Origin of the sequence: Yoonia sp. GPGPB17, from assembly GCF_037892195.1 — a bacterium.
Taxonomy (GTDB): domain Bacteria; phylum Pseudomonadota; class Alphaproteobacteria; order Rhodobacterales; family Rhodobacteraceae; genus Yoonia.
This window is the reverse complement of sequence record NZ_JATACI010000002.1, coordinates 3,083,156-3,104,802: the sequence shown is the minus strand read 5'-3', so window position 1 is coordinate 3,104,802 and position 21,647 is coordinate 3,083,156. Positions and strand designations below refer to the sequence as shown.

Genomic DNA, 21,647 nt, shown 5'->3' with positions numbered 1-21,647 from the left:
AGTGACCCCGAACTGGCTGAAAAGGCGGACGCAGGGTTTGCGCAAGGTTTTGTCGAAGGCCATGCAGCGGGCCTTGCCGAGGCACAAGCCACGCAAACCACACTGGCGCATGAGTTTGTCCAAAGTGTCGCAGATCTCGAGTTCAAATACGAGGAAGCGCGCAGTGAAATCACGCATGCCATGGGCCCTCTCTTTTCGGCATTGGCCAATAAGGTCTTTCCACAATGCATCGCGGACGGATTTGCGGAACAAATCGTCGCGCTTTTGCTAAATGCCGCTGCTGAACATGGGGGGGGCGGTTCGCATTGCGTGTCCACCCTCAGCACAGCGATGCAGTCACCGCAGCCCTGGCAACAGCGGCCATCGACGCCCATGTGGTCAATGACCCGACCTTGCAACCGCATGCCGCCTGGATCCAACACGAAGCAGGCGCTCTTCAGGTCGATTGCGACCAATTACTCAACGATATCAAGGCAATCCTTTCATCTGTCGACGTCATTCAACCAAGGAGCGAAACGCATGGACAACCCCATTGAACAGACGGACAAGGAACACCCCCTTCACAACATCCCTATCGAGGTTTCAGTAACAGTTGGTAAGGCCCGGCCTTTGGTGCGGGATCTGCTGCAACTGTCCGAGAATGCGGTCTTGCCACTTGACAGCAAGATCGAAGATCCCGTCGAGATATACATCGGTGATCGGCTGATTGCACGCGGCGAACTGCAGGAGGCCGATGGCGCTGAACAGGGGCAGTTGGCGGTGCGTTTGACCGAGGTCGCGCACGACAAGGGCGATCTGTCCTGAATGCGCCGCGCGCTGATCACAACTGCGATCCTGATTGTGGCGCTCTCAGGACCTGCCATGGCGCAAGACGTCTCGGTCACCTTTGGCGACGATGGATCATTGGCGACACGGTCAATTCAACTGCTGGTTCTGATTACAGTTCTCAGTCTCGTACCAGGCATCGCTATTATGGTGACGTGTTTTCCGTTCATCATTACGGTCTTTGCCATCCTGCGACAGGCGATTGGACTGCAGCAGTCGCCACCAAACATGCTGATCGTGAGCCTTGCACTGTTCCTGACCTATTTTGTCATGGAACCTGTCTTCCGCGATGCGTGGTCCAATGGAATTGATCCGCTCATTCAAGGCCAAATCGTACTGGAGGAAGGTTTCGCCCGCACCATGGCACCATTGCAGGACTTCATGTTGACCCGCATCGATCCAGACACCTTTGTTGCCCTGGCAGACCTGCGGCCGGACATTGCTGGCGATGGGCTAGCAACCGATGCACCGCTTTCAATCATTGTCCCGTCGTTCTTGCTCAGCGAGATGGAGCGCGCCTTTCAGGTTGGTTTCCTGATATTCATGCCATTTCTGATCATTGATCTGGTTGTTGCTGCCGTTCTGATGTCGATGGGTATGATGATGGTTCCACCTGCAATTGTCTCTCTGCCATTCAAACTGGCTTTCTTTGTTGTCGCAGACGGTTGGACTCTGATCGCAACCAGTTTGGTCCAAGGCTACGGCGTTTAAAGCATTTTGAGATTGGTTTGAGACATATCCGGCAGCTTTGAAGTAGTTCCAGCACTCTTGAGGTGAGTATAAGTCACAGACTTGGCCGATGGCTTGGAAGACAGAAGTGATGGAGCGGGCACCGGTCCTTCGAAGATGCGCCTTGAGTTTGGAGAATGCCTGTTCAATTGGGTTCAGATCAGGCGAGTACGGCGGCAGATAAAGGAACCAACAGCCGTGTGCCTTGACGGCTGCTGCAGCCTCTTTGTTTCGGTGGGTGGCGAGGTTATCGAGGCTGACCGCTGTGCCGGGGGAGATCTCGGGGATCAGCACTTCCTGGATATATGCTGCAAAAGCGGGCCCATCCATTGCCCCCTTTATGACCCACGGCGCGATCAACGCATCCTGGGTCAGCCCGGCGATCAGGGTCTGCGTGCTCCAACCGCCAAAGGGCGCATCCATGGTCAGCCGAGTTCCCTGAGGTGCCCAACCGCGTAGCCGGGTGAGATTGGTCTTCACCGCTGTTTCATCCAAAAACACAACGCGGTCCGGCATTTGGGCGATGGTCGGCGAACGATGTAATATCCAGTCATTGCGCTGCCGCCTCACCTGCGCACGTTGCCGTTCGGTGGCCACCAACGACTTTTTTTGTGCGTGAAGCCGAGCCGCTTGAGAAGGGCCGCAATTGCAGAGTGATGAACCCTGACGCCCTCTGCCTCAGCCAAGGCGTCACGCAATTCAAAGAGTGTGATGTCTTGATCCTGCTCTAACACTTCAAGCAAAAAGACAACATGCGCGGCAAGCTTGCCAGTTCCTGAGGGACGACCCATCGGCGCGACTGTTGCAACTCCGGTGCGCCGAATTTGCCCAGCTCATCGCCCGCCTGTGGCCGCCGACACCTGCAATCGACGCGATGCCTCTCGCCCGCTCAACCCCTCGCGCAGCAATCGTGCAAACCGATCTCGAAGTTCCTTTGGCAATGGTGCTGGCATGATGTGATCCTCCCAATCAGGGTGAATCACAAATCAGGCGTCAACGGAATCCTTCCGACTCAAACTTTTATCGAAACGCTTTAAACATGCGCGACTTACAAGGCGTAGCTCAACCGGTTTTAGGACCAAGCGGTCATGGTTGCCACTATTGGTCCATCATCAATGCTGCATATCTCAACTATTGCCTCTCGTTGTTTCTTGGTGTGGAACTCACAGCTGAGCCTAAGCGAAAGGAAGCGGCAACGGTCCAAAGGCCATAATACAACTCAGAGCTTCCGCGCTGCGCTGAGAGGCAACCCCTCAATAACACCTAGACGGCCCGCCTTGGGCAGAAGGACGAGGATTTGTAGCCAATTCACTGTAGCGACAAGCGCCCGATCATGCATGCTCGCACGAATGGTCAACGAACGATGAATTCAGCATGCAGGGCGCCACTTGCTTTGATGCTCTTGAGGATGTCGATCATATCGCGTGGCGCAACACCAAGTGCATTCAATCCGGCGACAACCTCACTCAATGACGTACCGCCATTCACTTCGGCAAGTCCGATACCTGGCTCTTCGATGATGTCAACATCAGTTCTAGGTACAACCACTGTTTCGCCATCGGCAAACGGGTTGGGCTGGGCCACAAGTGGCGCTTCCTGAATCCGCAAGGTCAGGTTGCCTTGGCTTACGGCAACCCGGCTGATCCGCACATCTTCACCCATCACAATGGTACCGGAGCGTTGATCAACCACGACACGGGCGCGCCGTTCCGGTTGCACCATGATATTCTCCACACGCACCAGCGCATGCGCTGGCGAGCGCATTCTCGTTGCGTTAATGTTCAACTCAACGGTGCCCGCATCCAGCATCAATGCAACAGTGCCAGAAAACTCGGCATTTATTGCCCTTTCAATCCGGTCAGCGGTCGTAAAATCAGGTGTACGCAGGGCCATGCGCACCGTATGCAGACCCGAGAAATCGAAACTGATTTCCCTTTCAATTGTCGCGCCGGACGGGATGACACCTGCCGTTGGAACACCTTGAATGACAGCAGCGCCGTCGCCCGCAGCAGATGCACCGCCCGCAATAATCGTTCCTTGCGCTACTGCATAGATGTCACCGTCGGCCGCTTTCATCGGGGTCATGATCAACGTCCCACCAAGCAGGCTATCGGCGTCACCGATCGCCGATACGGTCACATCCAACGCGCTGCCTGCCCGGGCAAATGGAGGCAATTCACCGGTAACCAAAACAGCAGCGACATTGTTTGGGCGAAACTGCTCTCCAGTAACGTTCACGCCCAGTCGTTCAAGCACATTACCCAGAATATCCTCGGTAAAGGGTGAGTTACGCAAACCATCGCCAGTACCATTCAAGCCAACAACCAGGCCATAGCCCACAAGATCGTTTGATCTGACGCCATCAAACTCAACCAGATCCTTGATCCGCACAGGGTTTGCGGCCGCCATCGTGGGTAACAAAAGCACCATGAGCAGATAAATGGCGTGAGCAAATCTCATCTAAATATACCTCAGCAGGCTGAGCTGGGATAGCCGTGCCGTTAAACTGAAGAACGTCTCCAACTGTGTTTGTTGCGCCTGAAGGCGCGATGCCGTCTCAAACGGGTCGGCCAATGAAAGATCATTCGTAATTTGCCGCAACGTGGTCTGCTGTGCGCTGGATTCTGTTTGCGCTCGGACCACACTGTCTTCGGCAAAACCGATGCGCGCTTGGACGGCAACCAAGCCGCTAGCAGATCCATAAAGCTGAGACGCCGCGGTCGTTAGCAACTCAACCTTTGCCTCGCGGTTCAACCCGGGCAGCGTGTCGGCCAGCGCCGCAAGTGCAGCACCCTGCAAAACCTGCCGGACTGCAGGATCATCCGCACGTGCATCAATGGTGACAGATTTTTCCTCAGTCACCCGTCGCTCCATCGGGTCACCAGTATCACCTTGATAACCGTTGACCGCGAACCCGCCAGCCGGATCGTTAAACCATGTATCGACCGTCGAAATAATTGTCGCTGGATCAAGGCTTCCACCAATCGCGGTTTGCAAATCAGCCAACATGGTCTCTGCAGCGGCCAATGGTGTGGTGTTAACGCCGTTCCCACTCATCAAAGCACGGTCAGCAACCTTGGTATTCAGTGCTATCACCATTTCTTGGAAGCTACTTTGCGAAGCGCGCGCTGCCTCATCAACTTGTGCCGAAGTGCTGCTCTCATTTACCAACAGCAAGCTTTCGGTGGTTGCAGCGCGCGTATTGTCGACCTTGCCGAGAATGATCTGAATATTGCCGAGGGTTTGTTCTGTCTCTGAGGCGACCTGAAGATAGCCATCCAATTGCGTCAGACTATATTGCACGCCAGAAAAACGGGCTGTCTCACCATTCAGGTTTTTGGTGAGGTCCGCGACCTTTCCGGAGCTCAGGCTTTCCGCCAGTTCAAAAAGCTCTGATTTTATCGTATTTCCATCGCGCAATGACGTGAATTGCCGCGCCATGTCACCTATTGAGGCTACGGTCATCTATATCTCCATCAGTCTTTGCATCATGAAGTCAACGGTTTGAATCACCCTTGCGTTGGCGGCATAGGCTTGTTCAATCTGCAGTAGTTTTTGCAGCTCCACATCTGTATCGACGCCATCCGCTAATTCGGCCTCACGTAGCGTTTCCCATCTGGCGGTCGTGAAGCTAAGTTGCTCCTGAACCATCAACCGCGTCGTCCCAATATCGGACACATAGGATGCAATGCGTCCGGACGCGGATGCCAGCGTCGCGCCAGGCACATCCGCGCGCGGGGCTTCAAGCGCTGCGATCCAACGATTGAGTTGGGTTGCATCACCCACCGGGCCAGCCACGGCAGTGTTCAATCCATCGCGTAGCAATGCGGGGTCACCGCCTTGAGACACGATAAGATCAGGGTTCACAGCAATGCGGCTAAGCAAGGCCAGGCAGATCCAGCAGATCCAATGGATTGCCCTGATCAGTCAAAAGCCCGATATCACCGGGCGTCAAAGATGGATCATTTGCACTGTCCTGAAAGCGCGCAATCAAGTCAGCTGCAATACCGTCCAATGCAGCTTGGGCCTCCACCAGAGTTTGGTCGCGCAACGCAAAGGCGGCACCGAGCGAGCCACCTTCAAGTCGTCCAACGCCAGTCCCGGCGTCCAAGACCTTGCCGTCCATTGTGATTGCACCCAAGGCGCTGCTTGCCAAAGTCATATCCGCTGTGATGGTCGGCGTGCGCTGGAAACCAAACTCCCGTGGTCTGGAATCCAATAGCGGCGTTCCACTGGTTGTCATCAGTCCAATACTGCCGTTGTCGCGGGCAACTTCGCGCACCGGTACAATGCCAGATATCTGATCAACTGCACGCTGCCTGGCATCCAGTAACGCGGACGGATCATCGCCCGAACCGCTGATCCGCACGATATCCTTGTTCAGGGCGTCAACCTGCTGAAGGGCTGCATTCAGCACGTCAATATCACGCGCGATGGCGATATCCGCATCCTGCCGCAAGGATTGAATACTGTTGCTGTTCGCATTCAAAGTGCTCGCGACCCCTTCAAGACGTGACACAACTGAAGCAAGTCGGAATTCTGATGCGGGATCACTACCTGCTGCTATCAAAGCGCGCTCAAACTCGGCAAGCCGCGCACCAAGGCCAGCGGCATCATCCGGCCCCCCGATGGCTTGTTCCAATCGACCGACAAGATCAGCGCTGCGTTCCTGCCCGCCAAGCGCGGCATCCGCTAGCCGACGATCCGCCAGCAAGCCTGCATCGACAAAGCGGTTGATGCCATCAACGCGTACGCCGCCGCCGCGGTCGCCGACCTGTACAGACGACAGCTCAACACCGCGGCGACCGTAGCCATCCGTCAACGCATTCGACAGGTTTGACGAAACAACTTCCGCCATCCGCGACGTCGCGGTCAGGCCGGAAACAGCATTGTTAAGAGCGCTGGTCATGCTCATGTCAAGATACTCCGGTCAGGATCAGCGTTTGATGTTTGTGGTCTCTTGCAGCATCTCATCTACGGTCTGGATCACCTTCGCGTTCGACGAATAGGCCCGCTGTGTTTGGATCAGTTCTGTTAGTTCCCCCGCAACATCCGTGGCAGACTCTTCACGTGCAAAGCCCACGATATCCCCGGTTGGCCCATCCCCGGCATCCCACAAAAAGAACGACCCACTATCCGGGGTCACCCGGTAGCTTTGTTGATCAAGCGTTTCGAGCCCATTGACGTTTGGCACATCAACCAGTGGAATTTGATAGAGGACCCGGTTGATCCCAATATCGAAGGACGCGCGCACAAATCCATTCTGGTCCACTTCAATCGAGGTCAGACTGCCCACCGGTGTGCCATTTTTCGAGATTGAGACAGGGGCAAATGCATCGGATAGCTGCGTCAATCCAATAGAACTGCCCAATTCGCCAATATTGATCTCCATCGGTCCGCCATCCACATTTATGTTGAGCGCGCCGGTGATAGGATCATATGCGCCACCAATCGGTGACACGGGATCTGCAAATGCGACATTCGCCAAAGTGCCACCACCACCGCGTGTCGCGTCGAATGTGAGGATATACTCGCCCACAACGTCAGGAATGCCATCCGCGTCAACATCGGATTCGCTGTCTCGGATTTCCATTGTCCATTCATTGGATGCACCGTTTCCAGGGACAGTCGGCGTAAAGGTAAAGTTGAGATTTGAGGACGCGCCGAGGTTGTCAAAGTATTCGACCGACAGTGTTTCCGTATCGCCAGTGGATCCTTCGCGTGTCGATGTGGCGGGCAAGTTGACCGACAAATCCACTCGCGTCGTCGCCTCACCCGCGAATTGGTTCGCATTGATCTGGACCGGCACCAGACCGTCGATCAATCTCGTGGATAGTTAGGGATTGTGCCATCAGCTGCAGCTGGCACACCCAACAGCACCAATCCACCCGGTGAACGCAGATACCCCTGCGCATCGGGGCGGAACGACCCGGTTGTAGTTAGAAATAAGGGGTTATCCCCGTTATCAACCGCAACGGATGTTTCTGATGTCACCGGCAGCATACCGCGCCCGCGCACCGCCAAGTCCGTGGGGTTAGAGGTCGACACCAACGCACCGCGTTCATCAATCAGACGCGCCGTCGTGGTGCGCACACCATGCGGCAGAATACGTGCCCCGTCCACTTTCAATCACCATAGACTGAAAATCAGTAATCGCCCGCTTATAGCCATAAGTCGAAGAATTCGAGATATTGTCAGAGATCGTCGCAAGCCGCGACGCATTCGCGGCCAAACCCGCAACACTCGCATTCAAAGAAGAGGAAATCGTCATAAAAGTGAGCCTTTCTGCATCAGAGATGACACTGGATTTCTCAGGACCCTAAGCCCTCGGCCTTAACGCGTCCCTAATGTCTAAAATTCGAAGCATCCCAATCACTGGTCAGATCGCAGCAAAATGACCTCGATCCGGTTGTTGCGTGGCGCAGTTGCATCCCGCACTACGGGCTCGCGATCACCGGCACCGGTTTGCCGCTTGATCCGCATTGGATCCAGCCCCCCACTTTGCAGCATCAGGCGCATTTGGGCGGCGCGACCTGTGGACAGTTCCCACACCGGGTTGTCGACCTGAAGCAGTGATTTCGCACTCAGATGCCCTTCGATCGCGACCTCATTGGTCACAGCTGCAAACAAGCGCGCCATAATCGCCGCAATCTCAGCCGTCACCGGGTTGGGTACGCTTGTCTCATCGACAAAAAGCGTCACTTCGGGCAAATCATAAATCTCGATCACAAGGCCTTCGTCGGTCAGCCGTGTGATAATGTGGCGCAACGCCTGATCCGACAGCATGCTTTCGCCACCTTGCCCCATTAAAACTGCCTCAATGTCGCGCAACGCAGCGACCTGAGCGGCGGCAGCGGTAGCGGCCTGCACCTCTTCTTCACTCTGCACCGGGTTCTGGCCCAGCGTGGGTTGGCTGATGCCCGTGCCGCTTTGAGCCAATGTCTCTTCGGTGAAGATGTTGTTGCCACCAAAGGCACCAGAACCACCGCCGGACACCCGGTTGATCGGAATCGTCGGCGAGAAGTAATCTGCAATCCCTTTGCGCTGCTGTTCGGTGGTCGCATTCAGCAACCACATTAACATGAAGAAGGCCATCATCGCGGTGACAAAGTCAGCATAAGCCACTTTCCAAGCGCCACCATGGTGGCCGCCACCAGCGATGATTTTCTTACGTTTGATAATCGTTGGTGCGTTTGATCCCGCGCTCATCCCACTTCCTCATATCTTCACCCGAGATCTGGCTTAAGGCAGGGAAAGTGAAGGCAGGCTTAACGGAACAATTCGATGAAAATGGCTCGCTTGGCGGGGTTGGACGGATCGTATCGACAGGGGTGACAAGATAGCACGGTGTCAATGTACCTTTACACTTGCCCAATGCCCATATGTCATTTTAAAATGACACTATGAGTGTCACGTCAGATTTACAAATCGGTCCTGAGGTGCGCCGCTGGCCAGAGCCGCGCGCGATGCTGCGGCTGATCAAACCGGTGACATGGTTTCCACCGATGTGGGCCTATCTGTGCGGGGTCGTATCTTCGGGCGCAAGCCCTTCTGATCATTGGCTTTTGGTCAGCCTAGGCATTGTTCTTGCCGGGCCAATCGTCTGTGGCATGTCTCAGGCAGCCAACGACTGGTGCGACCGGCACGTCGACGCGATTAACGAGCCTGACCGCCCGATTCCATCAGGGCGGATTCCGGGGCGATGGGGCCTCTATATCGCGTTCGCGATGACGGTGCTGGGTCTGATTGTCGGCTATCAGTTGGGTCCTTGGGGCTTTGGTGCGACAATTCTTGCCGTTGCTGCCGCATGGGCATACTCAGCCGAACCGATCCGTGCCAAGAAGTCCGGTTGGTGGGGGCCAGGTCTGTGTGGCCTCGCCTATGAAACGCTGCCTTGGGTCACAGGTGCCGCGGTCGTAGCAGCAGGGGCGCCCAGCCCACAGGTGATCCTGATCGCGGTCCTGTATGGGCTCGGCGCGCATGGGATCATGACGCTGAACGACTTCAAGGCCATCGAAGGGGATCGGGCCACTGGCCTTAGGTCCCTGCCCGCCACTATGGGACCTGATCGTGCCGCACGCATCGCCTGCTGGATCATGGCTGCGCCGCAAGCCATCGTGATTGGTTTGCTGGTTTACTGGGACAAACCCCTATACGCGCTGAGCGTCCTGGCAATGTTGGCGGTCCAGTTGGGCGCGATGCGCGTTCTGCTGCGCGACCCGGAAGGCAAAACGCCTTGGTATCAGGGCATGGGCATTCTTTTCTACATCAGCGGCATGATGATTGCCGCCGTCGCATTGCGCGGGATTGGGGGATGAGATGACACTTTCATGGTTCCAGATTTTCCGGCTTGGGTTTGTGCAAATGGCGCTGGGTGCGATTGTCGTGCTGACAACATCGACACTGAACCGTCTGATGGTCGTGGAGCTTTCACTGCTTACGATCCTGCCCGGTCTTCTGGTTGGGCTGCACTACGGCATCCAACTGACGCGCCCGCATTGGGGGTTCTACTCAGATACGGGTGGACATAGAACGCGCTGGATCATCGGCGGGATGGTGGCACTAGCCTTGGGCGCATTCACAGCAGCCTGCGGCGTGCTGGCGTTTGAGCAATCCTTTGCAGTGGGCCTTACAGTCTCGGTCATCGCCTATACACTGATCGGATTGGGCGTTGGGGCGTCTGGCACATCCTTGCTGGCGCTTTTGGCCACAACGACGGCGCCACACCGGCGCGCGGCGGCTGCGACAATCACTTGGCTGATGATGATTTTCGGTATTGCCATGACCGCTGGGATCGTTGGGCAGTTCATCGACCCGTACACCCCTGCGCTATTGCTCAAGATCGTCGGCATCGTCGTCTCAATCGCAACTTTGGTAACCTGCGTTGCCGTCTGGCGGATTGAGCGCAACCTGATCGCTGTGCGCGAACCGGACCCGACGCCATTCATGGACGGTTTGAAGGAAGTCTGGTCAGAGCGCAAAGCCCGCAACTTCACAATCTTCGTTTTCCTGTCGATGACGGCCTATTTCATGCAGGAGCTGATCCTTGAGCCTTATGCCGGTCTTGTCTTTGACTTCACACCGGGACAATCAACATCGCTGTCGGGGGCACAAAACGGAGGCGTCTTTATTGGCATGCTGGCCATTGGCATCTTGGCAACCGGCTTCAAGATTGGTGCACTGCGTAATTGGGTCATGACCGGTTGCGTCGGCTCTGCCTGTGCGCTGATCCTGATCACCTTTCTTGGCCCTATCGGCCCAAGCGCGCCCTTAGTCCCCGCAGTGGTCCTGCTTGGCTTCTTCAACGGGATGTTTGCCGTTGCCGCTATTGGGTCGATGATGGCGCTGGCTGCCGAAGGCGCCGCGCGCCGCGAAGGCACACGCATGGGGCTTTGGGGTGCTGCACAAGCTATCGCCGCGGGGTTCGGCGGGTTGATCGGCGCGGGCATGGTTGACCTGTTGCGCCTCAGCATGACCGACACCCAAGCCTTCGGATCGGTTTTTATTGCCGAAGCCGCCCTCTTTATTGCCGCCACCGCCATGGCTGCCAAAATCATGGATCGCAAAATGCCATCCGCCACACTCGTTCCGGGAGAATGATCAATGCAATATGATGTTGTTGTCGTGGGCGCAGGCCCATCCGGGGCCACCGCCGCAGAAGACCTCGCACGGTCTGGTCACAAAGTTGCATTCATTGATCGCGACGGGCGGATCAAACCTTGTGGCGGCGCAGTGCCGCCCCGCCTGATCGAAGACTTTTTCATCCCAGATGAACAGATCGTTGCCAAGGTGAACACCGCCCGCATGATCTCACCCACCGGACGACAGGTCGATATCCCGATCGAGAATGGTTTTGTCGGCATGGTCGATCGCGAACACTTCGACGAATTCCTGCGCAAGCGGGCGAAAGATGCGGGCGCGCACCGCTACACCGGCACCTTCACCAAGATTGAACGTGACGCTGAGGGCGTCCATGTCGTCTACCGCGACAAGATCAGCGGGAATGAGATGAAGCTGGATGCAAAACTGGTCATCGGCGCGGATGGCGCGCGTTCCAATGTGGCGCGGGCGGAGGTCAAAGACGGGGACAAAATCCCCTATGTGATCGCCTATCACGAGATTATCGAAGCGCCGGAACCGACGCCAAGCTACGATCCGGCCCGCTGCGATGTGGTCTATGACGGGAAGATTTCACCTGACTTTTACGGCTGGGTCTTCCCACATGGCGGCCAAGCCAGCGTTGGCATGGGGTCAATGGTGAAATCGGTCGATGTGAAACAAGCCACCGCTGACCTGCGCGCAGCCTCTGGTTTGACGGAGTGCAAGACCATCCGCAAAGAGGGGGCACCCATTCCATTGAAGCCGTTGGACCGCTGGGACAACGGCAAGGATGTTGTGCTGGCAGGCGACGCGGCTAAGCGTCGTTGCACCCTCATCCGGCGAAGGCATCTACTACGCCATGGTTGGCGGACGTGTCGCGGCCACCGCGGCAGCGGCCACTTTGGCATCAGGGCGCTTAAAAGATTTGCAACTGGCCCGAAAACTCTTCATGCGCGAGCACAAGCAGGTGTTCCGGGTGTTGGGCGCAATGCAAAACGCCTATTACCGCAGCGACGAGCGGCGTGAACGGTTTGTCTCTCTGTGTCATGATGTCGACGTGCAAAAACTGACGTTTGAGGCTTATATGAATAAGAAACTGGTAAAGGCGCGGCCCATGGCACACCTGAAAATCGGCATTAAGAACCTCGCGCATCTGACACGCCTAGTCTCACCGTTGCGCACATGACGATTATGATCCCGGCCTGGGAAAACGGCATATTAAAACCGGTCGAGAAGCTGGATGCGCATTTGCGTGGCCTGAAACACAAGGCGATCAGTGTCTTTGTGATGAACCGCGGACGGGTGCTAATCCAGCAGCGGGCCATGGGCAAATATCATACGCCGGGGCTTTGGGCGAACACCTGTTGTACGCACCCGGCTTGGGACGAAGATGATACGGATTGCGCCATACGCCGCCTGGACGAAGAGCTTGGGATCAAAGGCCTGTACCCATCGCATCGTGACGAGATTGAGTATCGCGCTGACGTCGGCGGCGGGCTCATCGAGCATGAGGTCGTACAAGTTTATGTTGCTGATGCGCCCAATGATTTGAAAGTCGTTCCCAACCCTGACGAAGTCATGGATACCCGCTGGGTCGATTTCTACGATCTCTCGGCCGATGTGGCGCGGCACCCCGCGCAATATACGCCTTGGCTGCGGATTTACCTGCAGGACCACACCGCCGCAATCTTCGGCGACCTGATGCGCGCCGTCTAACCCCTTTTCGTTCTGGTCGATCCGGTGTTTATGTGCTGCACGGCAATTGGATTGGCAGCATGGCATTTTGGGTTTTCGGATACGGTTCACTCTTGTGGAACCCGGGGTTCACTCCGGTGCGGCAGGTAAAGGCGCGGCTGCACGACTATCACCGCAGCTTTTGCATGCTCTCGATCCATCACCGCGGATCGGAGGAAGACCCCGGTCTTGTCCTCGCCCTCGACACAAAGTCGGGCGGGCAATGTACTGGCGTTGCTTTTCAGGTCGCGGATGAGGAGGCGGACAAGGTTCATGAAGAACTACGCGAACGCGAGTTGATCTCATCTGCATACTACGAAGATACCGTGGAGCTGGTCAGTGATGAGGGTGACAAGATCCACGCGCTCGCCTACATCATTAACCGCGATCATGTGCAATACTGCCACTTTGACCTCGAAAAACAGGCGCAGATCATTGCGCAGGCGGTGGGGGGCGCGGGCCAAATACCGAATATCTTTTCAACACCGCCGCCCATCTGACCGAACTCGGCATCAAAGACGCTGACATGGAGTGGCTGGTCACTCGCGTGCGTGCTTTGACAGCAACATAAGCAACCCCTGATTTTGTTTGGGTTGGCGCAAATTCACCCATATGGTGTTATGCGAGCAAAGCAGTCACACAATATGAGGACTCCCTCCTTTGTCGGATAAACGGGCCCCCAAAACACAGCCCCAGTTTTCACAGCCCATCAGGCAGCTTCTTTTCATGCTGACAGTTCTTGGGCTGGTCGGATCGGGCTTTTATCTTGGGCTGGAACAGATCACCGCGATCTATCAATCAAACGTCTACCTCAACGGCGTGATCCTTGGGGTCTTCGTTCTGGGCGTATTGTCTTGCTTCAACCAGGTTTTTCTCCTGATGAACTCTGTGCGCTGGATCGAACGGTTCGCGCAAGATGCAGGGGGGCATTCCTATAGCGCGGCACCCTCGCTGCTGGCCCCACTGGCCACGCTCTTACGGTCGCGTGGTGCGCGCACACAGGTATCATCCAGTTCTGGCCGGTCGATTCTTGATTCCGTGGCACAGCGGATCGACGAAGACCGTGAGATTACGCGCTACATCGGTAACGTATTGATTTTCCTTGGTCTTCTGGGGACTTTCTATGGCTTGGCAACCACTGTTCCCGCACTGGTCGAAACCATACGGTCGCTCAATCCCGGAGAAGGCGAAAGCGGTGCAGATATCTTTGCGCGCCTGCAATCAGGTCTGGAAGCGCAGCTAGGCGGGATGGGAACCGCATTTTCAAGCTCTCTCATGGGCTTGGCGGGATCACTGATTGTCGGCCTTTTGGAGCTCTTTGCAGGTCACGGCCAGAACCGTTTCTATCGCGAACTTGAGGAATGGCTCTCGACCATCACACGCGTCGGCATTGACGGCGAAGAAGGCACTGGCGGGGCTGATCTCAGCGCCATGGGGCCATTCGTTGAGCAGCTGGGCGAGTTGATGGACACAATTCAAATGATGATGGGGCAAACGGACGCGGACCGCGAAGACAACGACAGACGCTTCGCATCACTGGCCACCGCCATTGAAAAACTGGCACAAGCCTCAGCCACGAATTCAAACACCGAAGTCTTGGAGCGCGTCGCCCTCGGCCAAGAGGCACTGATCCAGAAGATGGACGAAAACGGTATGGATGGTATCGACGCCGAAAGCCGTATGCGCCTGCGGTCCATCGACGTGCAACTCTTGCGTATTCTGGAAGAAATGTCCGCAGGCCGTCAGGAAAGCGTCGGTGACCTGCGCAGTGAAATCGCAAACCTGACGAACGCGATAAAAGGCAGAGGCTGATCAATGGCGCTAAGCCGCAGATCATCAAACCGCTTCCAGAATGCGATTTGGCCGGGCTTTGTGGACGCAATGACCGGGTTGTTGCTGGTTCTCATGTTCGTACTGACGATCTTTATGGTCATCCAGTTCGTTCTGCGCCAACAAATTACAGGTCAGGAAACAGAGCTTGATGTGCTCAGCAACGAAGTCGCGGCCCTGACAGCAACGCTCGGGTTGGAACGTAGCACGAACGCCGCACTGACCTCTGATCTGGAGGACGCAAATGCCGAAGCCACGCGTCAGGCGGGCCGTATCGCAGCGCTTATCGCGGAACGCGAGGCACAAGACCAAGCGCTCGCGCAAGCCCAAAGCGAGATCACGCAGTTCGAGGCGCAGGTCGCTGGTTTGCTAAGCGAGCGTAGTGATGCGCTGGCCAGCATTGCAGGCTTGGAAGCCGAACAAGAGCGCCTGCTGACAGAGCAAGAGGCACTTAACCTCGCATTGGCGCAAGCCCGCACAGAGATTGATGAAGGCACAGAGGCAGCCCGGCTTGCGGCCGCAAGACGTGAGGCGCTGGAGGCCTTGGTCGCTGATCTCGAAACCGAAAATGATACGCAAACCACGCGCATTACAGCGCTGGAGGCAGACCAGATCACCAGTGCCGCCGCCGCTGAGGCACTGCGCGAGCGGCTCGCCAGTGCTGACACCGAACTGACCGCGATGACACTCAATCTAGAACGCCAGCGGCAAGAGGCCGAGAATACACTGACACTTCTGGCCGCCGCCCGTGCAGCACAGGCAGAGCTAGACGCCCGACGCGGGACGCTGGAGGATGAGAACGAAACGCTCGCCAATGAACTGGCGCAATTGCAAAGCAATCTGGGCGATCAATCAACCGAGGCCGACCGACAAGCCGCCTTGCTGGCCATCGCAAATGACGAACTGGCTGCTCAAGAAGCGCTGTCCGCTGAAAGCCAACGACAGGTCGCCTTGCTAAACGAACAAATCACCGAGCTGCGGACCCAAGTGGGCAATCTTCAGTCCTTACTGAACCTCGCAGAAGAGGCTGACCGCGAGGCGCAAGTGCAAATCGAAACGCTGGGCGCCCAGTTGAACACTGCCCTTGCCCGCGTTGTATCCGAAGAACGCCAACGCCGCGCGCTGGAAGAGGCCGAGCGGATCAGGCTAGAAACCGAAGCGGCCCGCCTGGAGGAAGAGGCGGAACGCCTTGCCGCCGAGGCCGAGAATCTCGCGCGGTTCAAATCCACCTTCTTTGGCGAGCTCCGCGAGATCTTGGAAGGTCAGGATCGCATCCGCATCGAAGGCGACCGTTTTATCTTTAACTCGGAGGTGCTGTTCGAACCCGGCAGTGCAAATCTGGCAGAAGTAGGCGAGATCGAGATCGCCAATATTGCTGACATCCTACGCAGCATTGCCGCCGACATTCCCGCCGGAATTGATTGGGTCATCCGCGTTGATGGTCACACAGACAACATTCCCGTCGGTACCAACAGCCGCTTTGCCGACAACTGGGAACTCAGTCAAGCCCGGGCCTTGTCGGTTGTAAGGTTCATGTCCGAAGACCTTGGGATCGACCCGCGCAGACTGGCGGCGAACGGCTTTGGTGAGTTCCAGCCGATTAACCCGTTGGATACGCCAGAAGCGCGTGCCCAGAACCGCCGGATCGAGTTGAAATTGACCGAGCGTTAAACGCCTGCATACCGTTTGAGGTAACCCCGCAAATCGACCTGCGCCCCAAGCTGACTGGCCAGCAGAAACATGCCCCCGAACTTGCGCTGCAACAGCAGCACATCAATCGGCAGCGGGGGCGGGACAAACCCATCTTCGGCCAGCGCCATGCCAGCGTTCTGCATGGCGCGCGGCAACGCCTTGTCGGTGAAGTCAAATGGGCCATCTTCGCGCAGACCTGCGAATGCCAATTCCATCATATCCATGATTGAGGCACGATGGTGTTGGGTCGTGTCAGCGGCGACAAACCCGATCTCTTCGGCGACGGCCCCCATTGCGGACCGGTCCTCAGCCAAACCAGCAGCCAAGAGCCGCCGGTACTGGTCGACAACGTTTGGATCAAGCGCGCGAGTCGCCCCAAAATCCAGCAAGATGATCTGACCCGTCGCAGGATCATAACGGTAATTGGCAAAGTTCGGGTCGGTCTGCATCAGCCCATCATCGAACAATTCGCGCAACGTCAGACCGATCAAAGCATCCGCGATCCGGTCCCGTTCTGGTTTGGGTTGATCAAAGGCCCCTTCTATCGGCTCGCCCTCGATAAATGACATCGCAAGGATCTCACCTGTGCTCCAATCGGGATGATGGACAGGTACGGTGAACGCTGGCGCATCTGCTAATAGTTGGCCGAAACGGGTCAGGTTCTGGCCCTCATGTTCATAGTCAGTCTCCAGATGCAGCTGCTTGCGCGCCTCTTCCAGATAAGGAGCCAGTTCAAAACCCTTGGGCAGCAGGCCCGACATCCGCAAGAGCGCCCCCACGTTCGCCACATCGCTATCAATGCTTTGGGCCACACCGGGATATTGCACCTTGATCGCCAGATCAGTGCCATCCTTCAACCGCGCGCGATGCACCTGACCGATGGAGGCGGCCGCTATCGGACGCACATCAAACTTGGCAAACTGGCCCAACCAGCCATCTGGCCAATTGGCGTTCAGCACTTTCTTCAACTGCGCAGGCGGCATGATATGGGCATCATCGCGCAAGCGCGCCATGATCTGCGCCAGTTCAGGCGGCAGAAACTCGCCCGTATCCATCGACATCAACTGCCCGATCTTCATCGCCGCGCCGCGCATCTGCGCCAGTTTCTCGGTCACGCGCGTGATGTTTTGCGGCGTCATCAGCAGATCACGCATCGCGGGGCGTTGGCCCTTGGCCAACTGACTAAGGCCACTGATGGCCATGTTGCCTGCCACACCAGCGGTCATCGCACCCAAACGCGTGAAACGCGACATACGCCCAGACGGCACGGCAAGCGCGCGATGAAAATCAGGTTCTTTGGTCATTGATGTGTTTCCTGCAGGCGGCTGAAATCAGCGGCACGCTTGCGCCATGCGCGGCGGCCGCCCTGAAGGCAAACGTGATCGGGCAACACCATCTGAATGATATGCTGATATGAGCGCAAAATATCCAAGCTGCTAGCCATGCAAGAGCAACTAGCGGCATCAACAAAAATAGCAACTGCTGACAGTTTCGACAGGTCATTCGGTTTACTTCGCACCTGCGGCAATCCGCCCTCTGCGCGGCAGCATCTCGCAACCTATCTCTGACAAAACAAAAGGAATGCTGCATGTCTTTGATTGACCACGTACCATCACAATCGCTGATCCATACCGCCAAAGAAACCATGGCCGAATGGCGCGGTTACTTTTTCCCTATGAGCATGGAAGCCAAAATTGTCTGGGGCATCCTTGCCTTAGTTGCCATTTGGGGGCTGGCCATTTTCTCATTCGGCGTACCTGCCTTGGTCTTTCCAATGGCGTTAATCGTACCGGGCATCGTGCTCGGCCTGGTGCTACTGACCTGGGGTATGTAGACCCAAACCGTCAATAGAATGAAAAAAGCCCGCCGCTCTTGTCGAGCAACGGGCTTTTGCACGTATCCGCGATTTACTTAGTCGGCTGTCAAAAGTGGTGGTTTGTTCCCACCTCCAGCAATACGCCCTTGCGCCGGGGCCTCGTAGCGCAGGTCCAACGCGCCTTTCTTGACCCCGACTTTGACGATCCCGCCTTTGACAAGCTTGCCAAAGAGCAGCTCCTCGGCCAACGGCTTTTTGATGTGTTCCTGAATGACGCGACCCAGCGGGCGCGCACCCATTTTTTCATCATAGCCTTTGTCGGCCAGCCATTCAGCTGCGGCAGGCGTCAGTTCAATGTGCACGTTGCGATCGATCAGCTGTGCTTCAAGCTGCAGCACGAACTTTTCAACCACCTGCATGATCACTGGCTTCGGCAGCGCGCCAAAGCTGATCACCGCATCCAGACGATTGCGGAATTCCGGCGTGAACGTCCGCTCTATCGCTGCGGTATCTTCGCCCTCGCGGGTTTCACGGCCAAAGCCCAGCGCATTCTTCGACATTTCAGCGGCACCCGCGTTGGATGTCATGATGATGATCACGTTACGGAAATCGGTTGTTCGCCCGTTGTGGTCCGTCAGCTTGCCGTGGTCCATCACCTGCAACAAGATATTGTAGACGTCGGGATGCGCCTTCTCCATCTCGTCCAGCAAAAGCACACAATGCGGGTTCTGATCGACACCGTCGGTCAGCATGCCACCCTGGTCGAACCCAACATAGCCAGGAGGAGCACCAATCAAGCGGCTCACCGCATGCTTTTCCATATACTCGGACATGTCAAAGCGCATCAGTTCCACACCCAGCGTATCAGCCAGTTGCTTGGCCACTTCGGTTTTACCCACACCGGTTGGCCCTGCGAACAGGTAGTTCCCAATCGGTTTCTCAGGTTCACGCAGACCTGCCCGCGCCAGTTTGATGGCCGAGGACAGCGCTTCAATCGCCGCATCCTGCCCAAAGACAACACGTTTCAATGACTTCTCAAGGTCCTTCAGAACCTCGGCGTCATCCTTCGACACGTTCTTCGGCGGAATGCGTGCAATCTTTGCGACGACATTCTCGATCTCTTTGGCACCAATCGTCTTGCGGCGCTTGGATTCCGTGACCAGATGCTGCGCTGCACCCGCCTCATCAATCACGTCAATTGCTTTGTCGGGCAGCTTGCGGTCGTTGATATAACGCGCGGACAGTTCCACGGCTGTTTTGATCGCGTCAGCGGTGTATTTGATGCTGTGATGCTCTTCGAAATACGGTTTCAACCCCTGCAAAATCTTGATCGCGTCAGGGACCGAAGGCTCGGTTACATCAATTTTCTGGAACCGGCGTGACAGCGCGCGGTCCTTTTCAAAGTGCTGGCGGAATTCCTTGTACGTGGTCGATCCCATGCAGCGCAGCTTGCCACCCTGCAATGCAGGTTTCAGCAGGTTGGAGGCATCCATCGCACCACCAGAGGTCGCGCTAAGCACCAATCACAGTATGAATTTCGTCGATGAACAGCACCGCATCAGCGTGATCTTCCATCTCGGTCATCACCGCCTTCAGGCGTTCCTCAAAGTCACCGCGATAGCGTGTGCCAGCGAGCAACGCACCCATATCAAGTGAGTAGATCGTGGCTTTCGACAGCACTTCTGGCGTCTCACCATTCACAATCTTGAAGGCAAGACCTTCGGCGATAGCCGTTTTACCCACACCCGGATCGCCGACGAGTAACGGGTTATTTTTGCGGCGGCGGCAAAGCACCTGAATGCAGCGTTCGACTTCATGCGCGCGGCCGATCAGGGGATCAACATCGCCTTTGGTCGCCTTGGCATTCAGATCGACGCAGTATTTCGCCAGCGCGCTTTCTTTCTCCTCGCCACCGTCACCAGATGCAATCGTCTCGCCCTCTTCAGTCGAGCCGGTCACAGGGCGCGCCTCACCGAACGCGGGGTCCTTCGCCACGCCGTGGGCGATGAAGTTCACCGCATCATAACGCGTCATGTCCTGCTCTTGCAGGAAGTAGGCCGCGTTGCTTTCACGTTCGGCAAAGATCGCAACCAGCACATTGGCACCGGTCACTTCACTGCGGCCAGAAGATTGCACGTGGATCGCGGCACGCTGGATCACCCGCTGGAACGCAGCGGTCGGCACAGCCTCGGACCCTTCAACATCTGTGATCAGCGTGGAAAGATCATCTTCGATAAAGCCTTCCAGATCTTTGCGCAGATCATCAAGATTCACAGAACACGCCCGCATTACGCGGGCTGCGTCGGGTTCATCAATCAATGCCAGCAACAGGTGCTCCAGCGTGGCAAGCTCATGTTTGCGTTCATTGGCCAGCGCAAGCGCGCCATGAATGGACTGCTCGAGTGTTGTCGAAAATGATGGCACGTCTTGTGCTCCTTCATATCGGGGGCTGGCGTGACCCAACCGTGGCCTGTTACCCTTAAGGTTTGGTTTTATTTCCCAACCTTCAAGGACTTTTTTCGCATTTGGCATCACAAAACGCGTGATGCTGGGTTTTTGACCTGCTTTTGACTATGCTCTCACATAATCGTGGTTAAAACTTGTCTTTTTGTGCCCGCACAAAGGTGAACACATCCACAGCGGATACATCGCCCATCCCAAGGGTAGCTTTGAATGCTGGAACATCGGCGCGCAAAAACGGGTTTGTACGCCTCTCTTCGCTCAATGTGGACGGGACCGTTGGCTGTCCTGCGGCGCGCGCCGCTTCGATCCGCGTGATACGAGAGATAAGATCAGGATTGTCCGGGTCAAGGGATGCAGCAAAACGGGCGTTCGCTGCGGTATATTCATGACCAGAGCAGATCAGCGTGTCATCGGGCAGCGCGCGCAGCTTTTGCATGCTATCCCACATCTGCGCAGGGGTTCCCTCAAACAATCGTCCACACCCCAATGCCATCAGACTATCAGCGGTGAAGGCCAGCGCGGCGCCCGGCATATGTAAGGCGATATGACCAATCGTGTGGCCGGACACATCCAGAATATGTGTTTGCTGTCCGCACACGGTGATCTGATCCCCCTCGGCGACTTCAACATCCAGCTTGGGCAGACGATGAGCATCTGCCTTTGCGCCAATCACACGTGCCGTGCCACGCAGGTGATCAACGGCCCCAATATGATCAGGATGATGATGGGTGATTGTAATATCATCCAATGTCCAGCCGCGTGCCGTTAGTTCGGCTTGAATGGGTGCAGCTTCGGGTGCATCCACCAATGCGGTCTCGCCCGTGTCGTCATTGTGGATCAAAAATGCGTAGTTATCTGCCAGACAAGGCACCACAACCAGTTCCACTGCTGATGTCTTTGTCATGGCAATGCGCCTCTCTGTTGTTATGTTGTTCCCATAGCTTTGCCCAAGGAGCCG

The 21,647-nt window shown here is 56.4% G+C and carries 15 protein-coding genes and 5 pseudogenes; 10 read left to right on the top strand and 10 right to left on the bottom strand.

Translation table 11 applies throughout. The annotated features are described in order from the left end of the window. The first annotated feature begins 519 nt into the window (after positions 1-519). Together QTO30_RS16320 and fliP are read left to right on the top strand one after the other, a co-directional pair. On the top strand, positions 520-804 hold the full coding sequence (locus tag QTO30_RS16320; protein ID WP_340425956.1) for a FliM/FliN family flagellar motor C-terminal domain-containing protein: 285 nt from the start codon (positions 520-522) through the stop codon (positions 802-804). Beyond that, positions 805-1,536 (top strand): flagellar type III secretion system pore protein FliP, encoded by a 732-nt coding sequence (gene fliP, locus QTO30_RS16315; RefSeq protein ID WP_340425132.1) that lies wholly within the window; start codon positions 805-807, stop codon positions 1,534-1,536. An 81-nt stretch (positions 1,537-1,617) separates the two neighbouring features. On the opposite strand, the pseudogene QTO30_RS22145 reads toward fliP, so the two are convergent. The 7 genes and pseudogenes from QTO30_RS22145 to QTO30_RS16285 form a co-directional block, all read right to left on the bottom strand. Next, a pseudogene (locus QTO30_RS22145) lies at positions 1,618-2,163 on the bottom strand (IS630 family transposase); the annotation flags it as partial. A 744-nt stretch (positions 2,164-2,907) separates the two neighbouring features. Continuing rightward, positions 2,908-4,014 carry a flagellar basal body P-ring protein FlgI gene (locus tag QTO30_RS16310; RefSeq protein WP_340425131.1) on the bottom strand — a complete coding sequence of 369 codons (1,107 nt, stop codon included), beginning with the start codon at positions 4,012-4,014 and terminating at the stop codon, positions 2,908-2,910. After that, positions 4,015-5,019 carry a flagellin gene (locus QTO30_RS16305; RefSeq protein WP_340425130.1) on the bottom strand — a complete coding sequence of 335 codons (1,005 nt, stop codon included), beginning with the start codon at positions 5,017-5,019 and terminating at the stop codon, positions 4,015-4,017. It abuts the gene before it with no gap. Then, positions 5,020-5,439 (bottom strand): flagellar basal body rod C-terminal domain-containing protein, encoded by a 420-nt coding sequence (locus QTO30_RS16300; protein WP_340425129.1) that lies wholly within the window; start codon positions 5,437-5,439, stop codon positions 5,020-5,022. Beyond that, positions 5,432-6,469, bottom strand: a complete 1,038-nt coding sequence (gene flgK, locus QTO30_RS16295; protein ID WP_340425128.1) for a flagellar hook-associated protein FlgK — start codon at positions 6,467-6,469, stop codon at positions 5,432-5,434. The genes QTO30_RS16300 and flgK overlap by 8 nt, the downstream gene beginning before the upstream one ends. A gap of 21 nt (positions 6,470-6,490) precedes the next feature. Further along, positions 6,491-7,825, bottom strand: a pseudogene (locus tag QTO30_RS16290) (flagellar hook protein FlgE). 101 nt (positions 7,826-7,926) lie between these two features. Continuing rightward, complete coding sequence (locus QTO30_RS16285; RefSeq protein ID WP_340425127.1) at positions 7,927-8,763, bottom strand: flagellar motor protein MotB; 837 nt, start codon at positions 8,761-8,763, stop codon at positions 7,927-7,929. 194 nt (positions 8,764-8,957) lie between these two features. Between QTO30_RS16285 and chlG the strand changes: the two genes are divergently transcribed. The 7 genes and pseudogenes from chlG to QTO30_RS16250 all read left to right on the top strand — a co-directional run bounded on the left by chlG (position 8,958) and on the right by QTO30_RS16250 (position 16,389). Continuing rightward, a complete protein-coding gene (chlG, locus tag QTO30_RS16280) occupies positions 8,958-9,872 on the top strand; it encodes a chlorophyll synthase ChlG (RefSeq protein ID WP_340425126.1) in 915 nt (304 codons plus the stop codon). Position 9,873: 1 nt separating this feature from the next. After that, positions 9,874-11,154 (top strand): BCD family MFS transporter, encoded by a 1,281-nt coding sequence (locus QTO30_RS16275; protein ID WP_340425125.1) that lies wholly within the window; start codon positions 9,874-9,876, stop codon positions 11,152-11,154. Between the two features lie 3 nt (positions 11,155-11,157). Continuing rightward, a pseudogene (locus QTO30_RS16270) lies at positions 11,158-12,340 on the top strand (geranylgeranyl diphosphate reductase). Next, positions 12,337-12,870: an isopentenyl-diphosphate Delta-isomerase gene (gene idi, locus QTO30_RS16265; protein WP_340425124.1), complete on the top strand. Its 534-nt coding sequence runs from the start codon at positions 12,337-12,339 to the stop codon at positions 12,868-12,870. Before QTO30_RS16270 ends, idi begins: the two are co-directional and overlap by 4 nt. Before the next feature lie 59 nt (positions 12,871-12,929). After that, positions 12,930-13,459, top strand: a pseudogene (locus QTO30_RS16260) (gamma-glutamylcyclotransferase). Positions 13,460-13,614: 155 nt separating this feature from the next. After that, positions 13,615-14,700 (top strand): biopolymer transporter ExbB, encoded by a 1,086-nt coding sequence (locus tag QTO30_RS16255; protein ID WP_340425123.1) that lies wholly within the window; start codon positions 13,615-13,617, stop codon positions 14,698-14,700. 3 nt (positions 14,701-14,703) lie between these two features. Continuing rightward, on the top strand, positions 14,704-16,389 hold the full coding sequence (locus QTO30_RS16250) for a peptidoglycan -binding protein (RefSeq protein ID WP_340425122.1): 1,686 nt from the start codon (positions 14,704-14,706) through the stop codon (positions 16,387-16,389). Here QTO30_RS16250 and QTO30_RS16245 read toward each other — a convergent pair. After that, entirely contained in the window at positions 16,386-17,714 is a 1,329-nt protein-coding gene (locus tag QTO30_RS16245; protein WP_340425120.1) for an ABC1 kinase family protein, read from the bottom strand. The two genes, QTO30_RS16250 and QTO30_RS16245, sit on opposite strands and share 4 nt — an antisense overlap. 284 nt (positions 17,715-17,998) lie before the next feature. Between QTO30_RS16245 and QTO30_RS16240 the strand changes: the two genes are divergently transcribed. Next, positions 17,999-18,244, top strand: coding sequence for a hypothetical protein (locus QTO30_RS16240; RefSeq protein WP_340425119.1), 246 nt, complete (start codon positions 17,999-18,001; stop codon positions 18,242-18,244). Between the two features lie 77 nt (positions 18,245-18,321). On the opposite strand, the pseudogene clpA reads toward QTO30_RS16240, so the two are convergent. Both clpA and gloB read right to left on the bottom strand, forming a co-directional pair. Then, a pseudogene (gene clpA, locus QTO30_RS16235) lies at positions 18,322-20,650 on the bottom strand (ATP-dependent Clp protease ATP-binding subunit ClpA). Positions 20,651-20,819: 169 nt separating this feature from the next. After that, positions 20,820-21,593 (bottom strand): hydroxyacylglutathione hydrolase, encoded by a 774-nt coding sequence (gene gloB / locus QTO30_RS16230; RefSeq protein WP_340425118.1) that lies wholly within the window; start codon positions 21,591-21,593, stop codon positions 20,820-20,822. Positions 21,594-21,647: the final 54 nt, after the last annotated feature.